Consider the following 19415-nt stretch of genomic DNA (forward strand, 5'->3'; position numbering starts at 1 on the left):
CGCCGTTCTGCGCGTATGACACGAGCGCACTGGTCATTGTCACCGAGCTCTTTCAGGGGTTGGGTCGTTCAATGATGGCACCATGCAGGGAGTAGTCCGGACCGATCAGCCGAGCGGGCGACGCCGCGTCGACCATTCCCGGATGGTGAGTGCGACGCGCAGCGCCGCGCGCAGCGGCCACAGCCACCACGCCGAGTACTTGTGCGCCAGGTAACGGTAGGCGCTCTCGTGATGGGCACGGTTCATTGCCTTGGCAGACCTCTTCGTGGAATGTGCCCCGTGATGCACGACCGTCGCATCAGTGACGTAGAGGTTTGTCCAGCCTGCCTCGCCCAGCCTGCGGCCAAGGTCCACGTCTTCGAAATACATGAAGAACGAGGTGTCAAAGCCGCCGAGCTGTTCGAACGCCTCGCGGCGCACCAGCACGAACGATCCCGACAGCCACCCGGTCTCGCGGGTCGTGGTCGTTACAGCGCGAGAGTCGCCTCTGTATCGGCTTGACCACGGATTCGTCGGCCAGGGATTGGCGAAGAGCGCATGCCCAATTCCGGTTCGCAGCGACGGCAGTTCACGGGCCGACGGATATGTGACTCCATCGTCGTCGGTGACACGGGGCCCAAGCGAGCCAACGTGAGGGGAATCGGCAGCGGCGAGTAAGGCGCCGATGGTGCCGGGCTCGACGAGCGTGTCGGGGTTTGCCACCAGGATCCAGCCGACCGAATCGGCGAGGCTTTGGGCACCGAGATTCACTGCACCGCCGTAGCCGGCGTTGCGTCCGGCGTCGATGACAGCCACGCCGGGCTGTTCTCTTACCGCCCGGAGATCGTCATCGACGGCGTTGTTCACCACGATCGTCTGCGCCAGCGGCACCGTGCTGGTGCGGAGCGACGCGAGCAGGTCGAGCAACGCGTCCGTCGAGTAGTAGCTCACGGTGATGCAGGCGACTCCGGTGCCGTATGGCGTCATCGATCGGCCGCCCGCTCGTAAGCCATCAGGTGGGAGTGTGCGCAGCTCTCCCACGTGAACTCTTCTGCCCGGTGCCGTGCGGCCGCCCGCAACCGCAGGCGCTCTGACGAGTCGTTGAGCAGTGCAGCCAGCGCGGCGCTGATTGACTCATGACCGGTTTCCGTATAGGCGACGGCGTCACCGCCAACTTCTGGGAGTGCCAGTCTCCGGGTAGTGAGCACGCAGGCGCCAGCCGCCATCGCTTCGAGCACGGGCAGTCCGAAACCTTCGCCCAGGCTCGGATACGCCACGATCTCGGAACCGCCGAGGAACGCCCGCAGTTGGTTGATTGGCAGGTAACCGACCTTACGTACGTCGAAACCGTCGCGGCGAGCAGCGAGGATCGCCGGGTCGAGTGCGTCATCCCATCCCGGGCCGCCCGCAAGCAGCAGTGGCGGTCGCTCGGCGGCGGGTACCTTCTCGAGTGCCGACTGGTAGCCGTGCACTAAGGCGACGAGGTTCTTGCGCGGTTCTAGCGTACCGAGAAACGCGATCCAACGATCGGTCGCCGGCGAAAGCGTGGCGCGGAACTCGCTGACCTCTTCAGGGGACGGCTCGTGGAATAGATCGCGGTCATAACCGTGATGAGCAACGACGACGAGCGAGCGGCTCGCCCCGGTGATGCGCGCGTATTCGTCTGCAGTGGCGGCGCTCGGAGCGATCACGCTCGTGGGCAACCACCTGCTCGCTCGGATCCAGGTGCGAAAAAACAGTCGCTTCGTGCGCGAATGCAGCTCGGGGTGTGAGAAGAAGGTGAGGTCGTGCACTGTCACCACGCGGCGCCGTCGAGTGAAGAGCGGGAACGTGTAGTGGGGGGAATGCACCACATCTGCGTTGAGCCGCTTAGCCAGCCGGGGGAGGCCAACCTGCTCCCAGAGTAGCCGAGCGGCCGTTGAGGCCACACGGGCGGGCGCGGCTACCGCATTAACCCCGGCTTTCCTGAAGTGTGCCAAATCTCGCGGCTGGCAAACGACGGTCAGGCGCACGTCGGTACGCTGCAGGGCCGGAACGACTCCATCGAGATAGCGCCCGACACCACCCCGATCGCGGGGAATCGCGGTGGCATCGAGCAACACAGCAGGCGCTTGCACAGCAGTCCCTTAGGACAACGCGGAGTCGGCGAGCGCGAGGTCGTTGTCGACCATCGCCTCGACAATCTCCTCGAAGGATTTTGTAGGCTGCCAGCCGAGCACGGTGCGTGCCCGCGTCGCGTCGCCAACTTGCTCGCTTGGGTCGACCGGACGCGCAATTGACTTGTCGACGCTCACATACTCTTGCCAATCGAGTCCGGCCCGCGCAAAGGCCAAGCGTGCGAAGTCGGCAATTGAGTGGGTCTGGCCTGTGGCGATGACGAAATCATCGGCCGTTTCAGACGCGGCGGCAAGTTCCAGTGCGTGGGCATAGTCCGGTGCCCAGCCCCAGTCGCGGCGCACATCGAGTGTGCCGAGCTCCAATGTGTTTTGCTGGCCGCGTGCAATGCGTGCGGCCGCCGCGGTGATCTTGCGGGTCACGAACGTCTCTGGCCGTCGTGGCGACTCGTGGTTGTACAGGATGCAACTCGAAGCGAAGAGCCCGCGACCGCGGTATACGCCCACCATGTGGTGGGCATAGGCCTTCGCCGCCCCGTAGGGCGACGTCGGGCGGATGGGCGTGTTCTCAGTCTGTGGCGATTCGGCGGCCTGTCCAAAGAGCTCGGCACTCGACGCCTGCACGAAACGCACCTGGCTGCCGGTCGATTCCTGAAGCTGCCACGCGGAGTCGAGCAGCTGGGCAACCGGAACCGCGTTCACCAACGCGGCGTTCACCGGCTCGGCCCAGCTGCGATAGACGGAACTGACCGCAGCGAGGTTGTAGATCACACTCGGCTTGATCGAGCGCACGATCCGGTCAAGGTCCTCGCGGTTCGTAATGTCACCCTCGTGCAAGATCACGTCGGGGTGAACGTGTCCTTGCTCAGCGGCTCTGTCGTCGTGGGATCGCACCAGACCGTGAACCTCGACGCCCTGGCTGGCGAGCGATTCGGCGAGGTACGAACCGTCTTGACCGGTGATCCCGGTGATGAATGCTACCGGCATGTCCGGTTTAGAGCCCGGCCAAGCGCTTCTGCTCGGCGAGGTCGGAATCCACCATCATCGCGACGAGTGAGGGGAAGTCGACCTTTGGTTCCCAGCCAAGCGTGGTGCGAGCCTTCGTTGAGTCGCCGATCAGCAGGTCGACCTCTGCCGGGCGCATAAAGCGGGGGTCCTGCTTCACATACGGCGTCCAGTCCTCGATGCCGACGTGCTTGAAGGCAAGGTCGAGATACTCACGAATCGAGTGCGTCTCGTTGGTAGAGATCACGTAGTCATCGGCGGTGTCCTGCTGCAACATGCGCCACATCGCATCGACGTAGTCGCCAGCGAATCCCCAGTCGCGTCGGGCGTCGAGGTTGCCGAGCGAGAGGTCTTTCTGCAGGCCGAGCGAGATGCGCGAGACGGCCTGGCTGATCTTGCGAGTGACAAACTCCGGCCCACGGCGAGGTGACTCGTGGTTGAACAGGATGCCCGATGACGCGTGCATCCCGTACGACTCACGGTAGTTGATCGTCATGTAGTGGCCATAGACCTTGGCGACACCATATGGGGAGCGCGGCCACAGCAGCGTGTCCTCATTCTGGGGCACAGTCTGCACCTTGCCATACATCTCGGAGCTTGAGGCCTGGTAGAACCGCACCTTGCTCGGGTCGTCCTTCGAGTACAGGCGCACCGCCTCGAGCGCATTGAGCACACCAAGTCCGGTCACCTCCGAGGTGAGGTGCGCGTTCTCCCAGGAATAGGCGACAAACGAGATCGCACCCAGGTTGTAGAACTCATCCGGCTTTGAGGAGTCGAGCGCACGCAGAATGCTGGACAGATCGGTCAGATCGCCGGTGAGCAGCTTCACATCGGGAAGGGTGGTCTCGACCAGTTCGCGCTTGGGGTTGTTCTGTCCGCGCATGAAGCCGTAGACCTCGTAGCCCTTCGACAGAAGGAGTTCGGCGAGATACAGGCCATCCTGGCCGGTGATTCCAGTAATGAGTGCGCGGGGCATATGAGTCCTCGAGAGATTGTTGGGCCCGTCGGTCACGGGCGTTTCGGAAGTGCGGCACAGCCGTGGTCGGGCGCACGGTCCGGATGACGCGTAGTCAGTCTACCGATTTGATCTGAACCGCCTGATCGGGCGCCCTTCGACTGGGTGTCTCGACCGGTGATCAGGGGAAACGGTTCATTGAGCGCACCCAGTACTCGCCGCTGCCAAGGATGGCGGAACGGGTAGCAGTGTCGCCCACGCGTAGTGCCGTGTCGCCCCAGCCCACGAGCTCGTCCCACGACGCGGGTCTGCCGAGGTAGACGTTATACATGTCCGCGACTCGTGCCCGAGCAGTCTCCGTCGAGAACCAGATCAAGTTCACAATCGTGCCGCGACCGTGGGCGTGCGCCAGTTCAGCCCAGTAGGCGATCTCGTTCGATGCCGCTGTGCGCTTGAGGATTCGCTCGTACACCGCGGCCACGTAGCTCTCCATCGTGCCGCCGCTCCGAAGGAAATATTCATCGGTGGACATGAACACACGCGAGACGTCGTCGGGTGTAAGGGTTCCAGCTCGTATCCCGTTGAGCCAGCCCAGCCGACCTGCGGGTTCCGGCTCCCGGCCGAGTACCGACCGGTACGCCTCGTCGATCTTCAGCAGCCGGAACTCGTCGCTGCCGACGAATCCGCCGGCCACGTGGCCGCTGGCCATGCCGCCCATCAGCGCCTTGCCCCAGCTGCCGATCTCGGCGTTGCCGGGCTGACGACCGAGCACGTCTTGGTAGACGGACTTGACGAATGCCTGCGCGGGCTGTGAGATTGTCGTCGATCCGAACCAGTCGGTGAAATACATCCAGAAGTTGCGGTTGCCGTAGGAAGAGCAGGGGTCGGCGGATATTGCGTAGCCCGCGTTCAACGCCGCGTCGTTCGGGCGGTACGGCGTGTAGTTGTAGAGCGCAGCGGTGGCGTCGTTCTGGATGAACACCTGGCTGCTTCCACACGCCGCCTTCGGGTGCCATTGGATGGTGTTCATAACTCCGGAGTCGTACCGGAAGAGATCGCGATTTGCCGGGTACACGTTGAACTGCCGAGCAGCGGAGTAAAGCTGGTTCGCGAAGCCGTAGTACCTCGTGTCGCAGAGCGCAGTGTCCGGACAGGCATACCCCATCGTGACGTTGTAGTCGCCGTTCGTCGGCACGACATCGGTGACCAATCCGCGTTCCTTCTGCATGGTCACCAGCAGCACCTGGGGGTTGATGTTGCAGGCTTGGGCGACGTTGTAGATGATTGTCGACGCCAGCTGGTTGTTGCCACCGGGGTAGGGCAGCTTGCAATACTTGTCGGCCGACCGCGGGGCGGAATCCGCGCGGTAGTTCTTGAGACACGCAGGACCGGTGGTGGCACCGCAATTCGGTACCTTGGATTCCAAGAAGTGCTGGATGCCGGCTTCAGTGGTCAGCGAAGAGTTGTAGAACAAAGCATCATCGATGATGTATCCGGGATTGAAGTTTTGCACGTCTGCGGCTTCTGCGGCGGGCGCTGGCACAAAGACCAGGCCAAGGACGACTCCGATCGCTGCCACGACCGACCAGACCTTCACACTTCGCACACGTGTCGACAGCTTCACTACATGACCCCCCGGAGCAGTTCGAATGTCCACTCGATTCGTCGTGGCATTCGACGAGTACAGTACCCTGTCTCTATTGCCATCAGGCCTTATCGGGCCGGAGGTTCGGGAAAAAGCATGTGTAACGAGGGTGGCCAAGTGAGCGACGAGACCGAGCAACTTCAACGGGATCTCGACGAGTTGCGCGAAGCAGTGCTCGACGACTGGGTCCTTATCACTGCGCGAGGCGGCGACGCCCTGCGTGCCTTCCAGAACACGTTCTCGTGGCGCGTGACGCGACCGCTTCGGGTGTTCCGCAGGTTCGAGAAGCGTGTGCATGAGATCGGATTCGTGCCGTCGAGCCAGCTGGCTGCGGCGGCCTTGGCTCGCAAGCTGGGCAAGCACCGGTGATGCGGCGCACTGCTGAACCCGCGCCGCTCGAAGAGGTCAAAGCGGCCCTGAGATCCCGCCTGATGGCCGTCGCCCATCTGATCGCGCCCGCCGCCAGCCTTGAGTCGTCCACTGCAGGACTGTTGCATCAGCTCGCGGTCGAGACCAAGCGCACCCACGATGCACGGAAGGCTTGGCTGCTATTCATCGCAGTCTCGGCTTCGTTTCCAAAGCCGAATCAACTGACCGAAATGCGCCGTCGGCTATCGCTTGCCAGAGACAGCACGGCGATGATGGCGGTACTCGAAGCGACCGTCAATCCCGCGACGCTTCCGTTCGTTGGCCGTCGCAGTCTGGAGGTGGTCGAGGATTCGACAGTCGTCGACGTTAACTTCTGCGCCACCTGGGAACACAACACCGGCATTCAACGAGTGGTGCGCCAAACGATGCCAATCTGGCACGCAACCCATAAACCGGTCACCTTCGTTGCATGGATACACGATTCCACGGCGATGCGCCGCCTCCTGGACTTTGAACTTGATCGCGTCCTGAACTGGAATGATCGCCAGTTGACGCCGCCCGCGCGGCGCAACCATGAGGACGAGGAGCCCGTCGCACTCGTTGTGCCATGGAACTGCCGGGTCTTCCTGCCCGAGGTGCCGATGGCATCGCTCTGCGAGCAGTTGGCCTGCGTTGCCGAGCACTCGGGCAACGTGGTGAGCCTCATCGGGTATGACGCGATTCCCCTTGTCTCAGCCGAGGGCCAGTCGAACGACGAATCGGAGCGCTTCGCGCATTATCTGACGATCGTGAAGCGCGCGCATTCGGTGGCGGCGATCAGTGAGTCGGCTGCCGAGGAGTTCCGAGGCTTCGGGGACGCCCTGCCGACGCAGGGAATCCCGGGTCCGATCGTGCGGGCGATTCCGCTGGCTCTTGAGACACCAGTCGTCGCACCTGAGCTGACGGAGAAGGTGCGTGAGCGCCCGCTTGTGCTCTGCGTTGGCAGCCACGAACCGCGGAAGAACCAAGAGGGAGTGCTGTACGCGGCTGAGGCTCTGTTCAATCAGGGCGTTGACTTCGAACTCGTGTTTGTCGGTGGTGGGAGTGCGTCGGTGCTCCTCGACTTCGACCGGAGGGTGCGCCAGCTCAACGCCCGCGGGTTCCGTGTCCGATCTCTCCGACGAGCCAGCGACAATGAACTGCTCGAGCTCTACCGTCGTGCCCGTTTCACCGCGTTCATATCCCTGCACGAAGGATACGGGCTGCCGGTGGCGGAATCCCTTGCTCTCGGCACACCTGTACTCACGTCGAACTTCGGAAGCCTTGCTGAGATCGCCGCAGCTGGCGGCTGCGTCATGGTGAATCCTCGCGACGACGTCGACATAGTTGACGGATTCCGCCGGATGCTCACCGACGACGAGCTGATAGAGCGGCTCGAACGCGAGGCGCGAGAGATCCCGTCACGAAGTTGGAGCACGTACGCCGACGAGCTGTGGGACTTCGTTGAGAGCAGCAAGGCGGTGGACCGATGAAAAGCGACACAGTTGTGAAGCTCGGCATTATCGCGAACGCCCTGGGTGCCGCCCCGGCGAACCCGTCTGCCGCCCTGATCGCCGAAGCGGCGGGCGAGCCGGACCACGCAGTGTCATATCTGGTACTCGCGGTTCTTTACGAAGAAATTCCGCATCCGGACCTGATTAAGGGGTTCACGCGGCGATGGCGTCTCGACGGCCTCGTCTCCCTGGTCGACGAGCACGCGAAGATCGCAGGCAGGCGTCGTCGAAGCAAAGCGGTTCCGACCCGCGTGGTCTCGGATGTCGTCGCCGACGTGACCGACACGGCACGGAGTCGGTTCACCACTGGCATTCAACGCGTCGCCCGGGAGACACTGTCGCGCTGGTGGATTGGCCGTGACATTGAGCTGGTCACCTGGGATCAGCGCACGAGCCGGTTCCTCTCCGCGTCGCCCGAAGAGGCTGAACGCGTCGTGCTGCAGCCCGTCGTTGCTGGCCCAGTCGAATTCATCATCCCGTTCCGGGCCACACTTTTCCTTCCCGAAATCGCCGTCGATGACGAGCGCGCCGCTCGGCTGCGAACGATCGCAAGATTCTCGGGAGGACGCTCGATCGCCATCGGCTTCGACTGCATCCCCGTCACCACTGCTGAGACGGCGGGCCCAGGCATGCCCGGCGCGTTTAGCAAGTACCTGAGCACGCTGGCTCGCTTCGACGCGGTTGCGCCGATCTCAAAAGCCGCAGGGCGAGAGTACCGAGGATGGCGGCGCATGCTCAGCGGTGCTGGACTCACAGGCCCGGAGATCACAGACCTGCCGCTACCCTTCAACGCCAATCCGGAACCCCGGGATCGTGCGAGCATCGAGGCAACGCGAGCGGAGCTCGGTCTTGACGATGTGCCAGTGGTGCTGTCGGTCGGGAGCCGGGAGCCCCGCAAGAATCATCTGAGCTTGCTCCACGCCGCCGAGTTGAACTGGCGGGCGGGACACGAGTTCGCGCTGGTACTTGTCGGCGGTAACTCTTGGGAGACCCAGCAGATCGACGAGTTCGTCAGTGACCTGCGACGCAAGAATCGACGGATTATCATGCTGAGCGGGGTTTCTGACGAAATGGTCTGGGACCTGTACGCGACTGCCCGGTTCTCGGTGTTCTGCTCGATCAACGAGGGGTTCGGGCTCCCCGTGGTCGAGTCGCTGGCCTACCGCACCCCGGTTATCACCTCGAACTTCGGCAGCATGCGTGACCTCGGAGAGGGCCGCGGGGCCCTGCTCGCCAACCCTCACGACCCAGAGCAGATGGCTGACGCGATGCGTCTGCTGCTAACCAGCGACGAGGAGGTGGCTCGGCTGTCTGCCGAAGCCGCCAACCTTCCCACCTCATCCTGGGACCATTACGCTGAGGAGCTCTGGCAGTTGGCCTAGCTAGGCTTGTGCAGAGCTCTTGGGCGAAGTTCCCATCATCCCGGCAGACTATTCTTGGGTTGTTCCTTCGGCCTGAATGCCCGAGGCAAATAACCACTACGCGGAGAGCCCCATTGACCGAGTCCCCAGTCGTCGTGCAGATGCGCGACGTGTCGAAGCGGTTTGTGATCCGCGAAAAGAGAGCGGCTAAGGAACGGCTGCCAAATTTCGGCCGTTCGGTCGTCGACGCGACAGCGACGGTTGGCATCGTTCCGGTGCAGTTGTGAGCAGCGCCACTCGCAGCACGCAGCTCAGGGAAGTAGTCACGGACGGTACCGCTCGCGGCATCGGGCTGGGCACGTGGTTGCTCTACGCCGGGCTTGCATTCGTCGCCGCCTTCGTCAGCATTCCGGTATTCGTGAGACTGACCGAGCAAATGTATGCATCCGACATCATGGTGCACGCCGGGCTTGCGAAGGACATCGTGGAACAGGGGGGATGGATTTCATATTCTCTTTGGTACCCGCTCGTTTACGTACTTACGGGGGGCGCCAACGACACCGCGTTGTTCCGACCGGTGTCGATCGTGCTCCTGACGGCGAGTGTGGTGCTGAAGGCGGTTCTCGTCATGTGGCTCACCAGCCGGTTCGCTCGGTCTGCGGTCTGGGGCTTCGCGATCGGTGTGTTTTCGGTGCTCGCGATGCCGATCCTCAACCCCGCGATGCCGAAGATGGTGTACCTCGGCCAGATCACGCCGAACGTCTGGCACAACTCGACGAACATCCTTGCTCTCCCTTTCGCAATTATCGCGGCCCTCGCCGCGATCGCACTGATTCGCAAACCTGAATGGCGCACCGCCGCGACGTTCGGAGGGCTCATTTTCCTGTCGGTACTGACGAAGCCGAACTATGCGCTGGCGCTGCTCCCGGTTGTAGGCATCGCCCTCATCGTGAAGTTGGTTCGAGCGCGTTCACCGTGGCGTGACGCCTTCGGCTACTGTGCCGTTGCCTTCATGCCTGTCGCTGTCTTGCTCGTCGTGCAGTACTTCCTCGTCTTCTCCAGCAGTGGAGTGCGTGACGCGCGGCTGGTGTTCGCACCGTTCGAGGTATGGCAGGTGTTCTCGGCGAATATCCCGCTGTCGCTCGTGCTGTCGTTCGGGGGAGCGGTGCTCACCCACTTCGCGCTGCCGGTTGAGCGACGGCGGTCCACGGCGGTCGTGCTCAGCTGGTTGGTGGTCGTGGTCGCGGTGCTTGAGGCGGCGATGCTCGCCGAACGGGTGGTCGGTGGCGCAATCTCGACCGATGGCAACTGGTTCTGGGGGGCATATACCGCCACCTTCATCCTGCTGATCGTGCTCATCGCGAACCTCGCACGCTCCCTGCACGAGGCGCGACCCACGAAGCGCCGCGTGCCCGTTGTGGTTCTCGCCCTGGTGGTGCTGGTGTTGCATGTCGTCAGCGGAATCGTCTATGTCTTGAACGTGCTCGAGACCGGAAACGCGCTCGTCTAGCGCCGCGCCAAGGATTCCAAACGATGTACACAGTTGCTGGCGGGAAGACCGCGTTTCGGGGCGGGCTTGTCAGCCGCTTACGGTCGTCGGGCGTGGGCAGGGTAATGCTCGATATCGCAGTGATTCTGGCGGCCGCCATTGGCGTGGCGCAGCTAAGCGGGTCCGAGAAGTGGACACCACCGTTCAGCCCCGACTCCGAGTTCTACTTCACGCTCGGCGTCTTCGGCGATGACGTCACAGATCGAGCCCCAAACCCATCGTACTTCTGGACCAAGCTGGGCGTGATTGCGCCGATGCGGGTCTTGTTCGACCTGTTTGGGGTCGGTCCTGGCTGGACGCTGTACCGCCTCCTGCTGATCCTGCTGATAGTCGGCGCGGTGTATTACTTCGCGAAATGGGCTGGTGCGCGCCGGCTCGTCGCGTTGATCTGCTCGTTGGTAGTCGGGTTGAACTCCGCTGTCCTGTTCTCGGTAGGAAACACCTACTTCCCCGGCACCGCTATGGCGGGGATGTTCGTATGCCTGGCCCTTGCCGCGCGGTTCTGGTTGAAACCCACGGCAACCCCCTGGCCGATCGGTATTGGCATCGGCCTCTCCGCGGCATGGCTTCTGATGACCAACCCGTACTCATTTGGGCTGGCGATCGCGACCTCGGGAATCACCGTGCTGGCGTGTACTCGCCGACGAGACGGATGGCTTCGTGCTGGCGTCGTGTTGGGCACCGGGGTGCTCGGCCTGCTGGCGGGCCTTTCGCTCTTCCTCATCGCGGCCCAGGTGCTCTTCCCGAAGCTGAACTGGGTAGACACCGTGCTGAAGACATCGGTCGGAATCGACTACTCCATCTTCACGAGCGCGGACCCGTTCACCTGGATTCCCACGGCGACATCGCTGCTCGTGCCGGCAGCGGCCATCCTGTTGTCGGTGGTCGGCGTGCTCAAGCAGCGAGGCGCGACGCTTGCCCGACTGTCATTGGTGATGACGGCCACGAGCTTTGTCGTCGCTGTCGTCTGGGCGTTGTGGCAGGGTGGCGCGACCCTGGAAGCGCAGTACTACAATGCGTTGCTGTGGCCGGCTGCGCTCATGGGTCTCGTTGCCTTCGTCGTGCAGTTGTTCGCCGCCCCCGTTGTGTCAACCAAGATCGGTGCGGTCGCCGTGGCTGTGGGCGCATTCCTCGTGCTCGTGCCCGTTGCGCACCTCGATGTAGAGCTTCGCGTGCGGGTTACCGTGTTGGTGTTTGTCGCCGTTCTGGCGCTCGTGGTGTTAGCGGTGTTCCGACTTCCCGTCGGCAGCGGTCGATCCCGGTGGACGCGATCCGTGGCGCCGCTGGCGATTACGGGCCTGTTGTTCGTCGCGTTCCAGACCGCGCAGAATTCGCAGCCGCAGTCCAACGGAATCAGTTGGCGGATCGACTATGCGACCGCATTCGAGGACTCGGTCGATGACGTGACTCTGGAGCGGAGCATCGAGATAGAGGCGTGGCTGATTTCGGAAACCACCCCGGATGACAAGGTATTCGTCTGGGTTGACCCAGACGTGGGGTTCATTTCGGCCGCAGCGCTGCAGCTGTTCGGCCCGAACACGCTGACCACGAGTTTTGAGCTGGCGCCTGTCCATCTCGTTGAGCTGGATCAATCCCGGCCCGATGTGCTTGCCACATACACATTCAACCCCGACGCTGAGCAGAAGATCGCGGACGAGCTTACGAGTGAGGGCTACCCCACAACCGTCTTCGCCTGCGAGACTTTCGAGGAGTACTCGCAGGATCGGGCCGAGGTCAAAGTGTGCCTCAGCCGGATCGAGTATCCCGCTCACGCAGACGAGTAACCGTCGGGGCCTAGTCGCGGGGTTCTACGTCGGCGGCCTCGCGTCGGAGAAGGTACATCGGCCGGTGCATGCTTCTGAAGTGAGCTCGACCCAGGTACTCGCCGATGATGCCCAACGAGATGAGTTGAGCCCCGGCAAACAGTGAGACCAAAGCGGCAACAGTAGTGAACCCCGCAACGGTCGTCTCGCCGATCGCGAAGCGGAACACAACGATCACCATGAGCACGACCCCGAAGATTCCACAAATGAATCCGAGCCAAGTGGCCAGCTTCAGCGGAACCACACCGTAGCCGGTGACCATGTTGAGGGTATGGCGGATGAGCGCTACCAGATTGTACGACGACGTGCCGGTCGTGCGTCGATCCATAGTCAGTTCCACCGGGACTACAGCGGTCGTCGTCCAGGAGAGCAGCACATCGAGATTCACTTGCGGGTCGTTGACCTCGCTGAAGCCGTCGCGCAGGTCGGTGCGGAAGGCGCGGAATGCGCCGACATACTGTGCATTCGGCACGCCCGCCAGCCGCAGCGCGTTCTTAACTGTCCGCGACGCCAGGGAGCGCAGGAATCCGTGCTCCTCGACGGTGGGTACGCCATACGCCAGGTCAACATGGTCGTTCTCGAGCGGGGCAATGAGCCGCTCTATCTGCTCAGGCGGGTGCTGAAGATCATCGTCCATTGTCACCACCACTTCGTACCGGGCGGCACGCACTCCCGCGACCAGGGCATTGTGCTGGCCGAAATTGCGGCGCATCTCGAGCACTGTAAACGCCTCGAGGCCGGCCGCTAATTCGCGAGCGACATGGGCAGTGCTGTCGGGGCTGCCGTCGACGATGAGGAGCACCTCGAAGGCATCGAGGCGCCCACTCGCAACGAGGCCGGACAACGCACCGGACAAGCGCTCAACCAGCGGGGGCAGTGCTTCGACAGACCGGTAACACGGAATTATCACTGAAAGATTCATCAAAGGTTCCCGTCGCCCGGCAGCGCACGGCTGTCGGCGACATCAGTACTCGGCTTGAAGGAAAAATAGCGGTGGGCAAGGAAGGATCCGATGCTGACCACGGCGATCGCAATGACTTGAGCGACGAGCGGATGCATCCCGACGAGCTCCACCATCAGCGGTGTCAACACTAAACCAGCGATCATTCCTGTGAGCCATACCGAGAGGAACCGGACGAAGTCTCGACCGATCGGGCCTGTCGATTGGAAGACGAACCGCCGGTAAGCAGGAAAGGCGCCAGCGATCGTCACCGCCTGCGCAATAACTATCGCGATGAAGTAATGCCAGCCGATCAGGAGTCCGAGTGACATCACGCCGAGATAGAAGAGTGAAGTTAATGAGGCTACGACGAGGTACTTGAGTCCCTGGCCGCTCAGGCCCGCGAGGCTCGCGGGCGTCGGCAAGGCCATATGAACTCCAGAGTGTTGACGAAACGAACGTGGCAATTGTAGTCGATCCGCTTGCTGCTCCCGCCGGGGCCTCACCTCGGATCACGTACTTCCCGGCGATTCATGCTGACGATTCGAGATCCCCGGTGTATCAAGTAGGGTTTAAGCGCGCGAAACGTGGGTTCTTGCCCCCACGCACTGATGCCGACTTCGGCCGGTGACCTCAGCACTCAAGAGTCGCGAACAGAAACGCAATAAGGAGTCCATGTTGACTGCGGAGAACATCGTTTTCAGCCGACCGTATCGCACCGAGAAAGAGCTTCCGAACATCGAGGCAGTCTTGGAATCAGGACATGTTCACGGTGACGGACCGTTTACTGCGGCCGCGACCCAGAAACTGAAGCAGATCAGCGGTGCGCAGAATGCGCTGTTGACGACTTCCTGCACACACGCGCTCGAAATGAGTAGCCTTCTGCTCGGCCTCGCCCCCGGCGACGAAGTCATCATGCCTAGCTTCACCTTCCCGTCTGCGGCGACGGCGATCGCCCTGAGCGGTGCCACCCCGGTGTTCGTGGACATCGATATGACCAGCGGCAACGTCGACGTTGCTTCCGCTGAGCAGGCGATCACGCCCCGCACCAAGGCGCTCTCTGTCGTGCACTACGCGGGAGTAGCCGCCGACATGGCATCGCTGCTGGCGCTCTCCTCCGAGTATGGGCTGCCGATCATCGAGGACAACGCACACGGTCTTGGCGGTCAATGGCAGGGGCGCTCGCTTGGCACCATCGGCAGCGTCGGCACGCAGAGCTTCCACGACACCAAGAACATCCACTGCGGCGAAGGCGGAGCGCTGTTGGTCAACGACCAGTCGCTGATGGAGCGCGCCGAGATGATTCGTGAGAAGGGCACAGACCGGTCACGCTTCCTTCGCGGCCAGGTCGACAAGTACACCTGGACCGACATCGGGTCGAGCTATCTGCTGAGCGAACTCAACGCCGCCGTGCTGGACTCTCAGTTGGCCGAGTTCGACTCGGTGCAGGCCAAGCGGCACGCGGTGTGGGACGACTACGCAGAGAACCTCGCGGACTGGGCAGACGACAACGGCGCGACGCTGATGCACGTTCCCGATGACAGGCAGCACACCGCGCACATGTTCTACATCCTGATGCCGACCCATCACGACCAGATGGGTCTGATCGCGCACCTGCGCGCTAATGGCATCTCGGCGCCGTTCCACTACATCCCGCTCGACTCCAGCCCCGGTGGATTGCGCTACGGACGCACCCCCGACGCATGTATTGCCAGCGCGGAATTCTCCAGCCGGCTCGTTCGCCTCCCGCTCTGGGCCGGGCTCTCCACCGCGCAGGTCGACCGCGTTATTGATGGCGTCCTCGGCTACGCGGCGGTAGGTCGCGCCACGATGGTCGCGTAAATGGGCTGGACAGACCTACAGGGCTCTGTCGGTGCCCTCGCGGCGAGCGGGAGCGAGTCTGAACGGTTCGGATTCCAGGTCGAGCGCATCAGCGTCGGACGAGGATGGCGCGAGGACTTCGCGTCCCTCGGGGAACTGGGTGCACATCTCGACGGCGTCCTGCAGCGATCATCCGCTGACCTTGTCATTCTCAGAATGCCGAGTGAACTGCAGGCTCTGCCCGCAAGGCTGCTCGACCAAGGGCGACAGGTTATTCCCGCCGGCACTCTGATGTACTGGGAACTGAACGTGGAAGACGCCCCCACGGCCTCCGTGCCGGGCGGTATCGAAACGCGAGAGGTGCAATCCCTCGCCCAGGGCAGTGCCGACCTTGCCAGTGCCATGCTGCTCATCACCGACTCATTCGCCGGTTACACGAATCACTACTCCGCAAACCCGCGATTGGATCCGGGCGTCGTCGCGCAGGGTTACCTGCAGTGGGCGGAATCGACGCTTACCGGGCAAAGCAGCCGCGGATTCCTGATTTCTGACCCGTCGGGCGTCGTCGGGTGTGCAACCGTCGTTAGCGTCGACGCCGGTGAAACCGCCTGGGAGATCGAGTTGGCGGGGATGAGTACGCAGCGCCAAGGGAAAGGCCTCTACCGGTACCTCCTGGAAGCAGTGCGGAGCGCCGCGCTGCGGGATGGTATCGACAAGATCTTGATCTCGACGCAGAGCCACAACATCAGGGTTCAGCGTGCGTGGGCTCGAGCCGGGTTCGTGCCGGTCGCCGCCGTCGATACGCTTCATCTCATGCGCTAGTTGTTCTTGCCGGGGCCGTTGCGCGGACGGCCCCGGCTCCGCGAAAAACGCTTACAGCTCTTGGGCGAAATTGCCTTCGAGCTTTGCGAAGATTCGTTGGGCAACCCAAAGAACTACCAGACTTACGAGGCACACGACCACGAGTCGCAGCTCAAGGTATGGCGGCCACAGTTGATCGGCACCGGCGATCCACATCGACTTTTGGAATCCGAGCACGATCGGGGTAAATGGGTTCGCGAGATACAGCTGCTCGAGCCAGCCGCCGCCAAGCGCGGTGTTGACGAATTGGTACGAATACACAATCGGTGACGCCCAGAACATCACAAGCAGGAGCACTTCGACGAGGTGCTGGATGTCCCGCAGATAGACGTTCAGAGCGGACAGTAACAACCCAACGCTGAACGCTACAAGTACAAGGGCGACTAAAGATAACGGCAGCAGCCACAGCGACGGGCTGAGAGGGGCTTGACCCAGCGCAATCGTTGCGACGAGCAGAATCGCAAACTGCACAAGGAAGTTGAAGCCAGCGGAGCCGACAGTGGCCAATGGGAAGATCTCTCGCGGAAGGTAGACCTTCTTAATCAACCCGGAGTTCGCCACTATCGAACTAGTAGACCCGGATATGATCTCCGAAAACAGGCCCCACGCGGTCAGGCCGGTGAAGACGAAGATCGCAAATTGCGGAATGGACCGCTCCGCTCCTAAGAACTTCCCGATCGCCACATAGTAGATCAGCAGCATGGTGAGCGGGCGTAGCAGGCTCCACACGAGCCCGAGTGAGCTGTCCTTGTAACGAGACTTGATCTCTCGTCGGACCAACAGGCCCAAGAGCTCGCGATGTGCGTACAGAGCCTTGACCGAGTACTTGGTGCCGGCGATTGCGCCTTTCGGTGGCGCAGCAGTGACAAGTTCCCCGTCGGGTAGAGGCACGCCGGACGAGCCGTTGTCAACGAAGGTCACGCGTTCACCGATTTCTCTTCAGCATTCTGGGCCGAGCAGGAAACTCCCGACGCACTATTCTAGGGTTGTCTCCCGCGCCCTTCCTGAGCGCGGGACTATCCAGCGGAGAAGCCAATTGACCGAATCATCCGTCGTCGTGCAAGTGCGCGACGTCTCGAAGCGTTTTGTGATTCGGAAGGAGAAGTCGCTCAAGGAGCGCCTCGTCAATTTTGGGCGATCAAACAAGCACAAAGAGGACTTCTATGCTCTCCGCGATGTGAACCTCAACATTCAAGCGGGAACCACTGTGGGCCTCATTGGTCCGAATGGCTCAGGCAAGAGCACCCTGCTGAAGACGATCGGCGGAATTATTCAGCCCACGACCGGCGAGGTCAAGCACCGTGGGCGTCTCGCGGCGTTGCTTGAGCTCGGGGCCGGATTCCACCCTGACTTGACCGGTCGAGAGAACGTCTACCTGAATGCGTCGATTCTCGGACTGTCCCGCAAAGAGACAGACCGCTATTTTGACGACATCATTGAGTTCTCGGGAATCGAACAGTTCATCGACACTCAGGTTAAGTTCTATTCATCCGGCATGTACGTGCGTCTGGCTTTCTCAGTAGCGGTTCACGTCGATCCCGACATCTTGATCGTCGATGAGGTTCTAGCGGTTGGTGACGAGCCCTTCCAGCGCAAATGCATGGATAAGATCAAGTCCTTCCAACAGGCTGGCAAGACGATCATCCTGGTGACGCACTCGATGGCGCAGGTAGGTGAGATCTGCGACCGGGCAGTCGTGCTTGAGCACGGTGCGGTCATGTTCGATGGAGACCCCGGCGAGGCGATCAAGGTTCTGCGCGAAGGCTTCGAAGAGGCGCGACAAGAGGAGGAAGCGAAGGCTCCTCATCCCCTTGAGCAGCTGTCGATCTCCGCCACCTCCCTTGAGCTGGATGGCCAGCCGGTTGCCGCGCCCGCGTTGGGGCGAGGTGAGCGGCTGCAGTTCAGCGTCGTCGTGGATTCGGTTGAGCCAGTCGCAGACGTCATCGTGGGGATGGGGATCGAGACGCCCCTGGGTCAGGTGGTGTTCGGTACGAACACCGAGCTGCTCGATCTGCCGATCGCGTCAATCGTTGGCCCGACGCGCGTGCAGTTCGACCTCGGCGAGCTGCACCTGGGTGACGGCCAGTACATTGTGCACGCGTCCGTGGGTACCCGAGGTGCCGGGGAAGTGGCGCGCACGGATCATGCGGGGCACTTCAACGTGCGGACGGGAACCCGCAATGTCGGCCTCGTTGACGCACCTGTCCAGGCCTCCGTATCGACCGCCATCGGATAGCTACCCGATCGGTCGCGAGACTGACCATAGTTCACCTAAATATTGCTCGGCAGCATTCGCAGGTTAGAGTTGACCCTTGGTCGCCTTCTGACGACTTGCAAGCCCCCGTTGTGTCAGGAGTGTCGTTTTGCTTGTTCGATTGAAGCGCTTTGCTAAGCGCTTGCTGGCGATCGGCTGGATTCGAAAATCCTATGAGGCAATCAACAGGGTCACCCTTGAGACGCTCGGTTGGACTCCATCACTCGTTCATGTCTTCTACTTCTTCTCCTTCCTGACGTTCGGTCGCGAGCAAACAGCTGTCTTCCGGGGTCGACGTAACTACTACCGGAACAAGCAGCGGGGCCGCGTCACTCACGTGGAACTTCGACGCAACGTGCATCGGCTCGAAAAGGGCATCCTCATGCGACCGCGCCGCGAGTCGTTCGCGCTCGACTACATCGAAGAGACAACGGAATTCTTCGAGGTGGCGGTCGCTCAAGTCAGGAGGGACCCGGAGCACACCGACTCCGACGAGGTCTACTGGGCACGCGACGTACTCCGTGAGTACTTCGCCGCCGTCGGCGAGCAGAGCCCCGTCATCCAGCGGTGCCGGGCGCGCTTCGACGCGCTCGCCTTCGACTCCGAGGCGGGCGCGCGCCACCCGTACCCGCACGCGCAGCTGCCTGAGCTCACCGTCGGCTACGACGACATGCTCACGCTGGCGCAACGGCGACGCTCGGTTCGCTGGTTTGACGGTCGCCCTGTGGAGCGTGAAGTTCTCGACAAGGCGCTGTTGGTGGCCAGACAGGCACCCACCGCCTGCAACCGCCTGCCGTACGAATACCGCATCTTCGACGACGCCGAAATGGTCGCGAAGGTCGCCGGACTCCCGTTCGGCGCCGCGGGCTATGCCCACAACATCCCCACTATTGCCGTGGTGGTGGGCAAACTCGACAGCTACTTTAGCCCCCGCGACAGGCACGCGGTCTACGTGGATGCGTCGCTCTCGGCGATGTCGTTCCTCCTCGCGCTGGAGACGCTGGGCGTCTCTACTAGCGTTATCAACTGGCCAGATTTCGAGCCTCTTGAGAACAAGATGCAGAAGCTCCTCGGCTTGGACACGACCGAGCGAGTCGTGATGCTCATTGCGATCGGCTACGCCGACAGCACCGGAATGGTCGCGTATTCCCAGAAGAAGCAGTTATCCACGCTGCGCTCTTTCAATGCCTTGGCCTAGGTTCTCGCG

General features: G+C 62.2%; 18 protein-coding genes. 10 read left to right on the forward strand and 8 right to left on the reverse strand.

Annotated features, from left to right (window positions below):
• Positions 1-105: 105 nt before the first annotated feature.
• The 5 genes from HCT51_RS02260 to HCT51_RS02280 form a co-directional block, all read right to left on the reverse strand.
• Complete coding sequence (locus tag HCT51_RS02260) at positions 106-966, reverse strand: glycosyltransferase family 2 protein (RefSeq protein ID WP_166879401.1); 861 nt, start codon at positions 964-966, stop codon at positions 106-108.
• Positions 963-2081: a glycosyltransferase family 4 protein gene (locus HCT51_RS02265; RefSeq protein WP_166879397.1), complete on the reverse strand. Its 1119-nt coding sequence runs from the start codon at positions 2079-2081 to the stop codon at positions 963-965. The genes HCT51_RS02260 and HCT51_RS02265 overlap by 4 nt, the downstream gene beginning before the upstream one ends.
• 24 nt (positions 2082-2105) lie before the next feature.
• Positions 2106-3080: a GDP-mannose 4,6-dehydratase gene (locus HCT51_RS02270; protein WP_166879394.1), complete on the reverse strand. Its 975-nt coding sequence runs from the start codon at positions 3078-3080 to the stop codon at positions 2106-2108.
• Between the two features lie 7 nt (positions 3081-3087).
• The gene (locus HCT51_RS02275) at positions 3088-4074 is read right to left on the reverse strand and encodes a GDP-mannose 4,6-dehydratase (protein ID WP_166879391.1); all 987 of its coding nucleotides are present in this window, start codon (positions 4072-4074) and stop codon (positions 3088-3090) included.
• 160 nt (positions 4075-4234) lie between these two features.
• The gene (locus HCT51_RS02280; protein WP_166879388.1) at positions 4235-5632 is read right to left on the reverse strand and encodes a DUF4214 domain-containing protein; all 1398 of its coding nucleotides are present in this window, start codon (positions 5630-5632) and stop codon (positions 4235-4237) included.
• Between the two features lie 183 nt (positions 5633-5815).
• On the opposite strand from HCT51_RS02280, the gene HCT51_RS02285 reads away from it, so the two are divergent.
• From HCT51_RS02285 to HCT51_RS02305, 6 genes are all read left to right on the forward strand, one after another.
• Positions 5816-6067, forward strand: coding sequence for a hypothetical protein (locus HCT51_RS02285; protein WP_166879383.1), 252 nt, complete (start codon positions 5816-5818; stop codon positions 6065-6067).
• A gap of 548 nt (positions 6068-6615) precedes the next feature.
• Entirely contained in the window at positions 6616-7578 is a 963-nt protein-coding gene (locus tag HCT51_RS02290; protein WP_166879380.1) for a glycosyltransferase family 4 protein, read from the forward strand.
• Positions 7575-8981, forward strand: coding sequence for a glycosyltransferase family 4 protein (locus tag HCT51_RS02295; protein ID WP_166879377.1), 1407 nt, complete (start codon positions 7575-7577; stop codon positions 8979-8981). The genes HCT51_RS02290 and HCT51_RS02295 overlap by 4 nt, the downstream gene beginning before the upstream one ends.
• Before the next feature lie 134 nt (positions 8982-9115).
• Positions 9116-9247: a hypothetical protein gene (locus HCT51_RS18825; RefSeq protein ID WP_255523537.1), complete on the forward strand. Its 132-nt coding sequence runs from the start codon at positions 9116-9118 to the stop codon at positions 9245-9247.
• The gene (locus HCT51_RS02300; protein ID WP_166879373.1) at positions 9244-10470 is read left to right on the forward strand and encodes a hypothetical protein; all 1227 of its coding nucleotides are present in this window, start codon (positions 9244-9246) and stop codon (positions 10468-10470) included. Before HCT51_RS18825 ends, HCT51_RS02300 begins: the two co-directional genes overlap by 4 nt.
• A gap of 104 nt (positions 10471-10574) precedes the next feature.
• Positions 10575-12293, forward strand: coding sequence for a hypothetical protein (locus HCT51_RS02305; protein ID WP_166879370.1), 1719 nt, complete (start codon positions 10575-10577; stop codon positions 12291-12293).
• 10 nt (positions 12294-12303) lie between these two features.
• Here the strand turns inward: HCT51_RS02305 and HCT51_RS02310 are convergent, their stop codons facing one another.
• Together HCT51_RS02310 and HCT51_RS02315 are read right to left on the reverse strand one after the other, a co-directional pair.
• Complete coding sequence (locus HCT51_RS02310; protein WP_166879366.1) at positions 12304-13254, reverse strand: glycosyltransferase family 2 protein; 951 nt, start codon at positions 13252-13254, stop codon at positions 12304-12306.
• Complete coding sequence (locus HCT51_RS02315; RefSeq protein ID WP_166879362.1) at positions 13254-13703, reverse strand: GtrA family protein; 450 nt, start codon at positions 13701-13703, stop codon at positions 13254-13256. The genes HCT51_RS02310 and HCT51_RS02315 overlap by 1 nt, the downstream gene beginning before the upstream one ends.
• 244 nt (positions 13704-13947) lie before the next feature.
• Here HCT51_RS02315 and rffA point away from each other — a divergent pair, with 244 nt between their 5' ends.
• Both rffA and HCT51_RS02325 read left to right on the forward strand, forming a co-directional pair.
• Positions 13948-15114 carry a dTDP-4-amino-4,6-dideoxygalactose transaminase gene (rffA, locus tag HCT51_RS02320; RefSeq protein WP_224760620.1) on the forward strand — a complete coding sequence of 389 codons (1167 nt, stop codon included), beginning with the start codon at positions 13948-13950 and terminating at the stop codon, positions 15112-15114.
• Positions 15115-15309: 195 nt separating this feature from the next.
• Positions 15310-15915: a GNAT family N-acetyltransferase gene (locus HCT51_RS02325; protein WP_166879356.1), complete on the forward strand. Its 606-nt coding sequence runs from the start codon at positions 15310-15312 to the stop codon at positions 15913-15915.
• Positions 15916-15966: 51 nt separating this feature from the next.
• On the opposite strand, the gene HCT51_RS02330 is transcribed toward HCT51_RS02325, so the two are convergent.
• Complete coding sequence (locus HCT51_RS02330) at positions 15967-16875, reverse strand: ABC transporter permease (protein WP_224760621.1); 909 nt, start codon at positions 16873-16875, stop codon at positions 15967-15969.
• A 115-nt stretch (positions 16876-16990) separates the two neighbouring features.
• On the opposite strand from HCT51_RS02330, the gene HCT51_RS02335 reads away from it, so the two are divergent.
• On the forward strand, positions 16991-18190 hold the full coding sequence (locus HCT51_RS02335) for an ABC transporter ATP-binding protein (RefSeq protein WP_224760622.1): 1200 nt from the start codon (positions 16991-16993) through the stop codon (positions 18188-18190).
• A gap of 139 nt (positions 18191-18329) precedes the next feature.
• Entirely contained in the window at positions 18330-19406 is a 1077-nt protein-coding gene (locus HCT51_RS02340; protein ID WP_224760623.1) for a nitroreductase family protein, read from the forward strand.
• Positions 19407-19415 lie beyond the last annotated feature (9 nt).

Source organism: Salinibacterium sp. ZJ450 (assembly GCF_011751885.2).
In the GTDB taxonomy this organism is placed as follows: domain Bacteria; phylum Actinomycetota; class Actinomycetes; order Actinomycetales; family Microbacteriaceae; genus Ruicaihuangia.